This is a genomic window from Cobetia sp. 1CM21F (assembly GCF_023161745.1).
Lineage (GTDB): Bacteria > Pseudomonadota > Gammaproteobacteria > Pseudomonadales > Halomonadaceae > Cobetia > Cobetia amphilecti.
In genome coordinates this window covers 1,062,027-1,075,061 of the sequence record NZ_JALNTQ010000001.1, presented here as the reverse complement: position 1 = coordinate 1,075,061, position 13,035 = coordinate 1,062,027, and the positions used below count along the sequence as shown (strand labels likewise).

General features: G+C 63.7%; 10 protein-coding genes. All 10 read left to right on the top strand.

The annotated features are described in order from the left end of the window. The first annotated feature begins 52 nt into the window (after positions 1–52). A complete protein-coding gene (locus MSG32_RS04330) occupies positions 53–1,444 on the top strand; it encodes a sugar porter family MFS transporter (protein WP_248378002.1) in 1,392 nt (463 codons plus the stop codon). Positions 1,445–1,857: 413 nt separating this feature from the next. Beyond that, entirely contained in the window at positions 1,858–2,859 is a 1,002-nt protein-coding gene (locus MSG32_RS04325; protein WP_054556976.1) for a substrate-binding domain-containing protein, read from the top strand. Between the two features lie 128 nt (positions 2,860–2,987). After that, positions 2,988–4,256: an ABC transporter substrate-binding protein gene (locus MSG32_RS04320; RefSeq protein ID WP_248378000.1), complete on the top strand. Its 1,269-nt coding sequence runs from the start codon at positions 2,988–2,990 to the stop codon at positions 4,254–4,256. A gap of 187 nt (positions 4,257–4,443) precedes the next feature. After that, positions 4,444–5,292, top strand: coding sequence for a sugar ABC transporter permease (locus MSG32_RS04315; protein WP_192838913.1), 849 nt, complete (start codon positions 4,444–4,446; stop codon positions 5,290–5,292). Beyond that, positions 5,292–6,209 carry a carbohydrate ABC transporter permease gene (locus MSG32_RS04310; RefSeq protein ID WP_248377998.1) on the top strand — a complete coding sequence of 306 codons (918 nt, stop codon included), beginning with the start codon at positions 5,292–5,294 and terminating at the stop codon, positions 6,207–6,209. The genes MSG32_RS04315 and MSG32_RS04310 overlap by 1 nt, the downstream gene beginning before the upstream one ends. Positions 6,210–6,310: 101 nt before the next feature. Beyond that, positions 6,311–7,345, top strand: a complete 1,035-nt coding sequence (locus tag MSG32_RS04305) for an ABC transporter ATP-binding protein (RefSeq protein ID WP_054556979.1) — start codon at positions 6,311–6,313, stop codon at positions 7,343–7,345. A gap of 67 nt (positions 7,346–7,412) precedes the next feature. Beyond that, on the top strand, positions 7,413–8,756 hold the full coding sequence (locus MSG32_RS04300; RefSeq protein ID WP_248377996.1) for a trehalase family glycosidase: 1,344 nt from the start codon (positions 7,413–7,415) through the stop codon (positions 8,754–8,756). Positions 8,757–8,863: 107 nt separating this feature from the next. Further along, positions 8,864–10,054 (top strand): AGE family epimerase/isomerase, encoded by a 1,191-nt coding sequence (locus MSG32_RS04295; protein ID WP_248377994.1) that lies wholly within the window; start codon positions 8,864–8,866, stop codon positions 10,052–10,054. A gap of 401 nt (positions 10,055–10,455) precedes the next feature. Then, positions 10,456–11,751 (top strand): DUF3100 domain-containing protein, encoded by a 1,296-nt coding sequence (locus MSG32_RS04290; RefSeq protein ID WP_248377992.1) that lies wholly within the window; start codon positions 10,456–10,458, stop codon positions 11,749–11,751. A 115-nt stretch (positions 11,752–11,866) separates the two neighbouring features. Then, positions 11,867–13,027 carry a M20 aminoacylase family protein gene (locus MSG32_RS04285; RefSeq protein ID WP_248377990.1) on the top strand — a complete coding sequence of 387 codons (1,161 nt, stop codon included), beginning with the start codon at positions 11,867–11,869 and terminating at the stop codon, positions 13,025–13,027. The last annotated feature ends 8 nt before the right edge of the window (positions 13,028–13,035 follow it).

Below are 13,035 nucleotides of genomic sequence, written 5' to 3'. Positions count from 1 at the left end.
AGTTTCACAAGTTGCTGTCACTTACCCTAGCCCTCATTGGACGAGCTACACCATGTCACGAATACTTCAATGGTCGATCACGGTTGCCCTCGCCGGCTTCCTGTTCGGTTTCGATACCGCCGTCATCTCGGGGGCGGATACCTCACTGCAGAGCCAGTGGGGTCTGAGCGATCTCAACCACGGCCTCATCATCATGTCGATGGCCCTGTGGGGCACCGTGATCGGCGCCATCTTCGGCAACTGGCCGACCGATCTCTTCGGGCGCCGCGCCACGCTGATCGGCATCGGTATCCTCTATCTGGTCTCGGCGCTGGGGTCGGCGCTGGCCACTGACCCTTATGTATTCTCGTTCTTCCGTCTGCTGGGCGGGCTGGGCGTGGGGGCCTCATCCGTCGCGGCGCCTATCTACATCTCGGAAATCGCTCCGCGCAAGCGGCGTGGTGCGCTGGTCGGGCTCTATCAGTTCAATATCGTCTTCGGGATTCTGATCGCCTTCGTCTCCAACTACTTCATCGGCTTCATCGATGGTGAGAACTGGCGCTGGATGCTGGGCGTGGAAGCCGTGCCGGCCGCCCTCTATCTGTTGATGATCTGCAAGGTGCCGCGCAGCCCGCGCTGGTTGATCCTCAAGCGCAACGATGAGGCGGCCGCCGCCGAGATCATCGCGCTGATCAACCCCAAGGCCGACATCGCCGAGGAAATCGCCATCATCCGCGGCACCGAAAGCGAGGAAAGTGCCAAGCAGCACACCCGTCTGTTCGCCTGGCGCTATCGTCTGCCGGTGCTGTTCGCCTTCCTGATCGCGGCCTTCAATCAGCTGTCCGGCATCAACTTCATCATCTATTACGCGCCGCGCATTCTGGCCGAGGCGCAGCTGGAAGCCAGTGCTGCTCTGCTCTCGACGGCGGGCATCGGGGTAATCAACCTCGTCTTCACCCTGCTGGGCATGGCGCTGATCGACAAGCTGGGGCGCCGCACCCTGATCAAGATCGGCTCTGCCGGCTATCTCGTGTCGCTGTGCCTGATCGCCTGGGCCTTCCATCTCGAGGACTTCTCCGCCATGGGCGGCTATGGCGTGCCGGTGCTGCTTGGCGTATTCATCGCGGCGCATGCCATGAGCCAGGGCACGGTGATTTGGGTATTCATCTCCGAGATCTTCCCCAACAAGGTACGCGCCATGGGCCAGTCCTTCGGTAGCTCCGTGCACTGGATCTTCGCGGCGCTGATCGCGCTGCTGATGCCGACCATCCTCAGCCACTTCAGCGGCGGGCCGGTATTTGCCTTCTTCGCTGTCATGATGCTGCTGCAACTGGTGTTCGTGCTGTTCTTCATGCCCGAGACCAAGGGTGTCTCGCTTGAGGACCTGCAGGGCCGTCTGGTCCGCCCTTCGCGCAAGGAGAAGGAGCAGGAGCAGGCCGCGGCACTCGCGCCACAGGGCAACTGAGGCTCTGAACGACTTAGCTTTGAAGCCTGACTCGAATAACGCTCTCCAGACGCCGACTCCCTGCCCTGTGCGGGGTGTCGGCGTTTGTGGCTCTGGCAGTCATGCCCGTCAGGAGCCCCATCCGAGCGTCGCCTCACGACATGAGAGCGGCTCCGCTACCAGCCTGTCCGCATGGCTTGCTGCCCTCCTCCTGCGCTGACGCGCGCCAGATCGCTACGTGCAAATAGCGTGGTATCGTCGCCGGCTCAATCGCCAGCCAGAGCGGCGATTTTCAGCGCCATATGTCGGGATTATTACGGATATATTCTTTGGTCTCGTCATTCTTGCCAAGCTAATCAAAACAGTGAAAAGATCGCTTCCGAAACGTTTCGGGTAACGGTTTCCGCTCACAGTTACCGCAAAGGAAAAGTGCCATGCCGCCGAACATCACACTCAAGCATCTCGCCAGCCAGCTGGGCCTGTCGGTCACGACGGTCTCGCGGGCACTGGGCGGATTCGAGGATGTCAGCGCCACGACCCGTGAGCGGGTGCAGGCCTATGCCAGTGAAGTGGGCTACAAGCCCAATCAGAGCGCACGCCGCCTGAAGACAGGCCGCACCTCCTCGGTGGGCTACATCATGAACGGCGCCCAGGGCGACTTTCGTGATCAGTTCAACACCCGCCTGCTGGTCGCGCTGGGCCAGGCGCTGCACGACGCCGCACCGGAACATGACCTCATCGTCACCACGGTGCCCGAGGACCGCGACGAGCTGGACACCTACAAGCGCTTCATCGATGGCGGCAAGGTCGATTCCTTCGTGGTGGCCCGTACCCGCATTCAGGACCCGCGCGTCGACTTCCTGCTCGACAGCGGCATTCCCTTCGTCACTCACGGTCGTACCGGCCGCGCCAGCGAGCACGACTGGGTCGACATCAATGCCGCCGACGGCTTCATGCGCGCCACCCGCCACCTGATTGGCCTGGGCCATCGCAACATCCTGTTCCTCAACTTCTTCAGCGACCTCTACACCGCCGTCGAACGTGAGACCGGCTATCTGCAGGCGATGCACGACGCCGGCCTCGCGCCCAGCTCGCGCCATTGCCCGCACGGCTATGCCAGCGCCTATCAGGTCGCCCATGAAGCGCTGTCCGGGGCCAACGCCCCCACCGCCTTCGTGTGTGCCAGCGACATCTTCGCCTACGGCGTGATGGAAGCGGTCAGCGCCTGCGGCCACACGCCCGGCGAGGACATCGCCATCATCGGCGCCGATAACCTGCCGCCGCAGATGTACCGCCAGCCCAGCCTCAGCACCCTGGACATCTCGTTCGAGACCGTCAGTCAGGCGCTGATCGAACTGGTGCTGGCACCGCAGGATGGCGCGCCACGCCATCGCTGCTTCGATTACGACCTGCTGCTGCGCGATACCACTGCCTGAGCACACATGCTTGAGCACACAGGACCATCGACTGACCTCACGACGCCAGACGCCTGACCGCAAAATGCCATCGCCAGAACGTGGTCAGCGTGACGCCAGAAAAACAACACCCGACCGGGGAGACCTCCATGCGCAAGATGCCAACCGCCCTCGCTTTGCTGGCGCTGCTGGGCAGTACGTCCGCCCTCGCTGACATCACCTTCTTCAGCACCCAGGCCAGACCGCTGGAAGAGGCCCAGCAGATGCGCGAGATCGCGCTGGCACCCTACGCCGAGGCCATCAATTACATGCCGCAGGAGACGGGCACCTTCCTGTCGCGTCTCGAGGCGGAGAAGACCAGCCCTGATGGCGCGCTGGATCTGCTCGGCGGGCTGCACGGCGAACTGGGGTCGCTGACGCCCAGCATTCTGGCGCCGCTGGATGACCTGCAAGGCTCACTTGCGGACGCGGGCATCAGCCAGCAGTACATGACACTGGGCAAGCTGGGCGGCAACCAGCAGCGCTACATTCCGTGGATGCAGGCGACCTACATCATGGCCGCCAACCGCAAGGCGCTGCCCTACCTGCCCGAAGGCGCTGACCTGAACGCGCTGAGCTATGACGAGCTGCTGGCCTGGGGCCGCAACATGCAGGAGGCCACCGGCAGCCCCAAGCTGGGCTTCCCGGCCGGTCGCAAGGGGCTGATCCACCGCTTCCTGGAAGGCTATCTCTACCCGTCCTTCACCCACTCGGTGGTGCGTGAGTTCCGCAGCGATGACGCCGTGGCCATGTGGCAGAAGTTCCGCGAGATCTGGGCGGTGACCAATCCGCGCTCCACCGCCTACGGCTTCATGCAGGAACCGCTGCTCAATGGCGAGGTGTGGGTCGCCTTCGATCACACCGCGCGCTTGAAGGATGCCTTCAACAAGCAGCCGGATCAGTACGTGGCCTTCCCGGCCCCTGCCGGCCCCAGCGGACGCGGCTACATGCCGGTGGTCGCCGGCCTGGCAGTGCCCGCCAATGCCACGAATCCCGATGCCTCGCGCAAGCTGATCCGCTATCTGATGACGCCGGAAGCGCAGATTCGCACCCTGCGGGCCACCAACTTCTTCCCGGTGGTAGAGGCTGAACTGCCCGATGACCTGCCCGCCAGCATTCGCATGTCCGGCAAGGCGGTCGCGGCCCAGTCCTCCGCCGATGACGCCGTGCTCTCGCTGCTGCCCAGCGGCCTGGGCCAGCAGTCGGGCCTGTTCAACAAGATCTACCGCGATGCCTTCGTGCAGATCGTACTGCGCGACGCCGACATCGAGGAGACGCTGGATATCCTCGCCCCGCGCCTGCAGACGCTGATCAACACATCAGGCGCAGGCTGCTGGCTCCCGGATACACCCAGCGACGGCCCCTGCCCGGTCAAGTAAGCCGCTGACGCCAGAACGCAACGCTCAAGAACGCCTCACTCGCCACACACGCATCACTCGCAGCACAGCAGCAGCAACGGCACCCCCCGACGGGTCGCCATGACGGAACGCCAACCCCTGTCATGCCGACCCGGTGCCACCAAACCATTCCGACAAGCCATCACAACAACGCCAAAGGTGAGCAAAGATGAAGCACGATCGCTGGCTACCTTATTACCTGATCGCCCCCAGCCTGCTGTTCATGGGTGCCTTCTTTCTCTATCCGTTCATCCAGATCTTCGCCGAGGCCTTCACCAGCAGTGATGGCAACGTGGGCCTGGCCAACTTCACGCGCATCTATCAGGACTTCAACTTCTGGCCGTCACTCAAGAACACCCTGCTGCTGACCGGGGTCGTGGTGCCGCTGCAGCTGGTGCTGGCCATCGGCATGGCGCTGATGGTCACCAGGATGAACAAGGGGCGCGACAGCATCCTCTACATATGGACCATCCCGCTGGGCATCTCCGATCTGGCCGCCGGCATCATCTGGCTGGCGATCCTCGAGCAGTTCGGCTTCCTCAACAGCTTTTTGAGCGCGGTCAGCGTGATCGATGCGCCGGCGTCCTGGCTCAACTATCAGAATGCCTTCGCGCTGTTCCTGGCCGTGGTGGTCGCCGAGATCTGGCGCGGTACCGCCATCGTGCTGGTGATCCTGGTATCGGGCATGGGGCTGATCCCCAAGGAATATGACGAGGCCGGTCAGGTGTTCGGCGCCAGCTACTGGCAGCGCCTGTGGAAGATCACCCTGCCGATGCTGCGCCCCAGCATCCAGTCGGCGCTGATTCTGCGCACCCTGCTGGCACTCGAGGTCTTCGCGGTAGTGATGATGCTGGGCGGCAGTGACATGCCGGTACTGATGAGCGAGACCTTCGACTGGCAGTTCCTCTACCAGCAGACGGGTGCGGCTGCGGCCTACGCGGTGTTGATCATGCTGATCTCGGTGGTCATCACCGGCTTCTACATCAAGTTCCTCAATGTGCCGAAGGAGGCCCGCTGATGAAATCCTCTTCTTCCGAGGCCGTCATGCCGCCATCGCTTTCGTCACGCTCAGGCGACTCCTCAGCCGACTCCTCACGCCAGGAGGCACAGACCGCCCACAAGCCACGGCGCAATGACATGGCCTGGAAATGGCTGTTCCGGGCTGGTGTCTCGATCCTGGTGCTGTGGGTGCTGGTGCCCATCGCCCTGCTGATGCTCAACAGCGTCAGCACACCGGAGCAGATCACCGGCTGGCCCAAGACCCTGACCCCGACGCTGAGCTTCGAGACCCTCGACTTCTTCTGGCACTACCAGGGCGTGATCAGCGCGCTGGGCAACTCGCTACTGGCCGCCGTCTTCACCATGGTGATCGCCATCGTGCTCGGCGCACCGGCAGGCTATGCACTGGCCCGCTTCGTGTTCCCGGGCATGAATGCCTACCGCATGATCATCATCCTGTCGCGGGCCTTCCCGATGCCGCTGCTGGCGCTGCCGCTGGCCGTCATCTTCATCCAGGTCGGCATCGATGACTCCATCCTGGGTCTGGCGATGGTGCACGCCACCCTGGCACTGCCGTTTGCGGTGCTGATCACCTCCAGCCTGTTCATGGGCATTCCGGTGGAACTCGAGGAAGCCGCCTGGCTGATGGGCTGCAACCGCTGGCAGGCCTTCCGTCGCGTGGTGCTGCCGCTGGCCGCGCCGGGCATCACCGCCTCGGCCGTGTTCGCCTTCGTGATCTCGTGGAACGAGGTGTTCGCCTCGGCGATTCTCACCGTCGAGAACCGCACCCTGACCGCCTTCCTGGTGCAGAGCCTTTCCGAGTCACCTGCCGAGATCAAGTATGCCGGTGGTCTGATTCTGGTCGTTCCGGCGCTGCTGTTCCTGTTCGCGATCAGGAAGTACCTGTTCAGCATGTGGGGCATTTCCAACCGCTAACGTACGCCCGCTCATCAGGCCAATGACCGGCGGCGATCTTCATCGTCTCTCGCAAGCGAGTTCACTTCCTCGCCGCCGCTCTCGATCAAAGGAGTCAGACCATGTCAGCCATCCAAATCAGCGCCGTACGCAAGCAGTTCGGCAAGCAGGAAATCCTCAAGTCCATCGATCTCGAGATCCGCGACAAGGAATTCACCGTGCTGCTCGGCCCGTCCGGCTGCGGCAAGTCCACCCTGCTGCGCATCATCGCGGGGCTGGAATACGAGAGCAGCGGCTCGATCCGCATCGGCGAGCGGGAGATCACCTCGCTGGCACCGCGCGATCGTCGCATCGCGATGGTGTTCCAGAACTACGCCGTCTTCCCGCACATGACCGTGGCGGAGAACATCGCCTTCGGCCTGCGCGTGCGCAAGGACAGCGAGGCGCATATCCAGCGCAAGGTGAAGGAAACCGCCGCACTGATGCATATCGAGGACCGCCTCGATCACTACTCCGGTCAGCTTTCCGGCGGTCAGCGTCAGCGGGTCGCGGTCGCGCGCGCCCTGGCGATGGAGCCGGAAGTGCTGCTGATGGATGAGCCGCTGTCGAATCTGGATGCCCTGCTGCGTCTGGAGATGCGCGCCGAGCTCAAGACCATCCTCGCCGCCTCCGACACCACCACCATCTACGTGACCCACGACCAGGTCGAGGCCATGAGCCTGGCGGACCGTATCGCGGTGATGAAGGGTGGTCAGATCGAGCAGTACGCGCCGCCCTCCGAGATCTACCACTACCCGGCGACCGAATTCGTCGGCAGCTTCATCGGCAACCCGCCGATGAACTTCATCCCGCCGGATGCGCGCTGGAATCACCCGACCCGCTCCGAGCAGTCGAGCCAGCAGGTGCACAAGTGCGGTATCCGCCCCGAGGACTTCGAGGTGCGCTTCGAGCCCACCGAGAACTTCGCCCCGGTGCGCGTACTGGTCTCGGAATTGCTGGGATCGCACAAGCAGCTGACCGCGCGTTTCGGTGACGAGATGATTCGCGTCAACGTGCCGAGTGATCTCGATGTCGGCAATGGCAGCGACATCCACATCCGCCCGCTGGCCGAGAAGGTGCGCTTCTACGACCACAGCGGCCACCTGATGTCGGCGTAAGGCACCCCGACCCCTCTCTAGCCAACCTTTCAGCCCAAACCTTTCATCCCGAACGGAGCCGACTCACATGAATGCCAAGCTCGACGCGCTCAGCGCTCACGACGTTCTCAAGCTCAACGACCTGGGCGGCTACACCGTGCCCACGCGTGGCCTCTACCCCTTCCAGTGGAACTGGGACGCCGCCATCACCGCGCTGGGCTGGCTGGCCGCCGGTGACGAGGCGCGTGCCTGGCGTGAGGTCGAGCGTCTGCTGGAAGGCCAGTGGGACAACGGCATGGTGCCGCACATCGTCTTCCACGGTGACGCGGAAACCTACTTCCCGGGGCCGGAAGTCTGGGGCGTCAAGCATAGCCCGTCGACCAGCGCCATCTCCCAGCCGCCGGTGCTGGCCAGTGTCATGAAGCTGCTGTTCGAGGAAGGCCGTGATCGCCGGCTTGCCGAGGAAAAGCTGGCTGCCACCCTGCCCGGCGTCATCCGCTACCACCTGTGGTTCTATCGCGATCGTGATCCGGAACATACCGGCCGCGTATGCAGCTATCACCCGTGGGAATCGGGCATGGACAACAGCCCCCAGTGGGATGGCCCGCTGGCTGGCGTGCCGCCGGTCGATGCCGAATACGTGCGTCGCGATACCGGTCTGGTCGATCCGTCCGAGCGCCCACACAAGTACGAATACGATCGCTACATCTATCTGGTGAAATTCTTCCAGCAGAACGAGCACGACGCCGAGGTGCTGTATCGCGACTGCCCGTACCGCGTCGAGGACATCAGCCTGATCTCCATCCTGCACCGTGGCACGCGCGACCTGATCGCGCTGTGCGAAGAGGATGCCGCCGGTCTGGGTCTGGTCAACACCCACGGCGAGGCGCTCTTCAGCCTCAAGCAGTCGCTGGCGCGCACCGAGGAAGGCGTGCAGGCGCTGTGGAGCGATGAGATGGGCTGCTTCCTGAGCCGTGATGCGCGTGCCAACGTGCTGCTGGAGCACGTCACCACCGCCGGCATTCTGCCGCTGTTCGCCGGTGTCGCCAGCGGCGCCCAGGCGCAGCGCATGGGCGGTCTGCTCGAGGAATGGCTGGAACAGGCGCCCTTCGGTGTCGCCTCCACCCATCCGGCCAGCAACCGCTTCGAGCCGAAGCGTTACTGGCGCGGACCGAGCTGGCTGCACATCAACTGGATGCTGGCCATCGGCTGCGAGGAATATGGCATGTCCCGCGAGGCCGACCAGATCAAGCAGGCCAGCCAGAAGTGCATCGAGGCCGCCGGCTACTACGAGTACTTCAACTCGGTGACCGGTGAGGGCTGTGGCGGCCGCGACTTCTCCTGGACCGCGGCGATGGACCTCTACTGGCTCAACCCGCTGGAGAGCTTCACCGCCAGCAAGGCGGCAGCCGGCGTCGTGGAGGCTTCCTGATGACTCAGCACGCCTCTCAGCAACAGTCTCAACAACAGCCTCAACAAGCCTCTCCACTGATGCAGGCACCGCAAAAGGCACCGCTGTCACGTCAGGCAGTACCGCCCATGCCGGCAACGTTCGCCAGCCGCGGCTTTCTGGATATGCATATCCGCTCGATCATGGGTTTCTATCTTCCCAAGGCGGTAGACCATGAACGCGGTGGCTACTTCCAGGCCTGGCGCGACGACGGCACGGTGTATGCGCCCGCGGCGCGTCATCTGGTCAGCAGCACGCGGATGGTCTTCAATTTCGCGATGGAATATCTGCGCAGCGGTGATGAGCAGTGTCTGGCCGCGACCCGTCACGGCATCGACTATCTGCGCGATGTGCATCTCGATCCGCAGACCGGTGGCTATCTGTGGTCGCTGAGCGAGCAAGGCGAGGCAGACCACACCAACCAGTGCTACGGCCTGGCGTTCGTGATGCTGGCCTATGCGACGGCCTGGCGCGCCGGCATCGAGGAGGCCCGCGGCTGGCTCGAGGAGACCCGCGCGCTGATGGAAGACAAGTTCTGGTCGCCAGAGGCGGGGCTATATGCCGACGAGGCCAGCGCCGATTGGCAGACGCTGTCCGACTACCGTGGCCAGAACGCCAACATGCATGCCTGTGAAGCCATGCTGGCCGCCTTCGAAGCCACCGACGAGGCGCACTATCTGGAACGCGCCATGACCCTGGCCAGCAACATCTGCCAGCGTCAGGCCGCCAAGGCCGATGGCCTGATCTGGGAGCATTACGATCGCGACTGGAACGTCGACTGGGACTACAACCGCGACGACCCCAAGAACCTCTATCGTCCGTGGGGCTTCCAGCCGGGTCACCTGACGGAGTGGGCCAAGCTGCTGCTGATGCTCAAGCGTCATCGCGATGACGACTGGCTGCTGCCGACCGCGCAGCGTCTGTTCGATACCGCCCTGGATCTGGCCTGGGACAGCGAACGTGGCGGCATCTACTACGGCTTCGCGCCGGATGGCACCATCTGCGACGACGACAAGTACTTCTGGGTGCAGGCCGAGAGCCTGGTGGCCGCGGCGCTGCTGCACGAGGCCACCGGCGATTCACACTACGCCGAGTGGTACGAGCGCCTGTGGGGCTACGCCTGGCAGCACTTCATCGACCACCAGCACGGTGCCTGGTATCGCCTTTTGAATGCCGACAACCAGCGCTTCGATGACCTGAAGAGCTCGCCGGGTGCCAAGTGTGACTATCATAGCCTCGGCGCCTGCCATGAGCTGTTGCGCGTGATCACCCGCGACTGACTGCCCGCCGGGCCGTGAATGGCGGCCTGCGGTCAGTCGCGACACGCTCGACACTCTCAATACACTCGACACACTCAACACATTCAACACATTCAACACACTCAACACACCCGACACGTTCGATACACCCGACACGTTCGATACACCCGACGACCCGACACGCCGCCCCATGCGGCGTGTCGGGTCGTCGCGTTGTGGGCGTCTGGTTCAGTAGTAAAGATGACCCGCGCTATTTTTTCGCACACCCTCCGTGTTTCTTTAGAGCACCGCTCCTGACAATACTGGATTGCGCTGACCGCCCCGGCAGAGGGTGGCAGCCGACAGCCGCGGGCATGCCCCGAGGCGCTGCATTCCAGACGTTTCATCAGCTGAAGAAACTACAATAACAAGCGGAGTCCCACATGCCCCTTTCTCAACTCCTGGACTGGCGGTTGCACCTGCTGGTCGTGGTGCTGTCTCTCGGCGCCGAACTGATCGGTATTCTCAAGTTCCCGCTCGGCCCCGGCACCTTGCTGCTGTTGCCGCTGTTCTATGCCTTCATTGCCGCCGTACTGTGCAATCCGCACCTGTTCAGTGGTACCAGGCGCTTCATCCCGCCGGTGGTCAGCGCGGCGGCAGGGCCGGTCATCCTGCTGTCGATCATGCCGTTCATCGCCCGCTTCGGTTCCACCATCGGCCCGGCCATCGAGCAGCTGATCTCGGCGGGTCCGGCGCTGATCCTGCAGGAGCTGGGCAATCTGGGCACTATGCTGATCGCGATGCCGATCGCGGTGGTGGTGCTCAAGATGGGCCGCGAGGCGATCGGCGCGACCTACTCCATCGCGCGTGAACCCAATATCGCGATCATCTCCGACAAGTACGGCCTCAAGGGCCCGGAAGGCGTCGGCGTGATGGGTGTCTATGTCGTGGGCACCATGTTCGGCACCCTGTGGTTCGCACTGATGGCAGGCTATCTGACTTCGCTGGACATCTTCGACCCGCGTGCGCTGGCCATGGCCTGCGGTGTCGGCAGCGGCAGCATGGTGGCGGCATGTTCCGGCGCCATCGCCGGTGCCCTGCCGGAGATGGGCGAAGAGCTGCTGGCCTTCGCCGGCGCCAGCAACCTGCTGACCTATGCCACCGGCCTCTACGTCTCGCTGTTCATCGCCCTGCCGGTCGCCGAGCGCCTGTTCCGCTTCTTCAGCCGCAAGCGGGCCGGCAGCGATGACGCCATGAATGACGAGGAAGCCAAGCTGGCCTCAGACGCGCTGGTGGAAGACCGCCCGGAGAACCAGCTGGGCAAGACGGCCATGGTCGTCGCGGCCGTCTGCGTGGTCGGCTGGGTGGTCAACACCATCAATGGCGCCAGCCTGATCGACGCCGCCCCCGGCATGCTGATCCTGTACGTGATGACCATGCTCGGCCTGCTGGTCGCCCGCATCATGCCCTTCTACCTGCCGGCCATCGCCTGGGTGTCGCTGGTCAGCATCCTGATGACGCTGCCGTGGTTCCCGGGCAGCGGCTGGATCACCGAGCAGCTGGGCTTCGTCAACTTCCTCGCCATCGTCACGCCGGTACTCGGCTATGCGGGTCTGGCGCTGAGCAAGCGCGAGTTCAGCATGTTCCGCCAGGCAGGCTGGAAGCTGGTGATCATCTCGCTGCTGGTCTTCACTGGCACCTATATCGGCTCGGCGGTCGTGGCGCAGGCACTGCTCTGATCACTAGGGCTTCGGGCTGTACCTTTCGCATTACCCTTCGCTTCTCACTTTGCTACCCCCTTCTCATCACTTTCACGCCGGCACTCCAGGGTGCCGGTTTCCACAGGAATTCAGCATGCAACTACCCGACAAGATCGACGAGGCACTGCTGCGCAGCTGGCGTCATGAGTTTCATCAGCATCCCGAGACGGCCTTCGAGGAGCACCGCACCTCGGCGCGCGTCGCCGAGATCCTGCGTGCGGCAGGCCTGGAAGTCACCACGGGACTCGCCGAGACCGGCGTGATCGCGGTGCTCGACGGCAAGCTGGGCAAGGGCCAGACCATCGGCCTGCGCGCCGACATGGATGCGCTGGATGTCACCGAGGCCAACGCTGTCTCACATTGCTCGCACACGCCGGGCAAGATGCATGCCTGCGGCCATGATGGCCACACCACCATGCTGCTGGGCGCGGCCTGTGAACTGGCGCGCGATCCTGACTTTGCCGGCCGCGTGGTGTTCGTGTTCCAGCCGGCCGAGGAGAACGAAGGCGGCGGCCGCCGCATGGTCGAGGACGGCCTATTCGAGCAGTTCCCGATGGATGCCATCTATGGCCTGCACAACTGGCCGGGGCTGGCGCTCGGCGAGGCGGCGGTGCATGAAGAGGCGGTGATGGCGGCCTTCGATGTCTTCACCCTGACCCTGAGCGGCCACGGCTGCCACGCTGCCATGCCGCATCTGGGCAAGGACACCATCCTGGCGGCCTGTCAGCTGGTGACCCAGCTGCAGGGGCTGATCAGCCGCGAGACGCCGGCGCACCAGACCGCGATTCTCAGCATCACCCAGTTCCATGCCGGCGACGCCTTCAACGTGATGCCGGAAGAGGTCGAACTGCGCGGTACCCTGCGCTGCTTCGACCCGACACTGCGCGCGCATCTGCAACAGCGCTTCCATGACGCCGTCCATGCCATGGCGACCTTCCACGGTCTCAAGGTCAACTTCGACTATCAGCCGCGCTATCCCGCGACGCTCAATGCACCCGGCCATGCCGAACGCTGCGCCAGCGTTCTCGAGCAATTGCCGAGCATCCAGCGGGTCCATCGTGATCTGCCGCCCTCGATGGCCTCGGAAGACTTCGCCTATCTGCTGCAGGAATGCCCGGGCGCCTATATCTGGCTGGGCAACGGCGAAGACAGCGCCTCATTGCACAACCCGCACTACGACTTCAATGATGCGGCCACGCCCATCGGCGTCAGCTATTGGACGTCGCTGGTGCGTCAGCTGCTGGCCGCCGCCTGAGGCCAGGT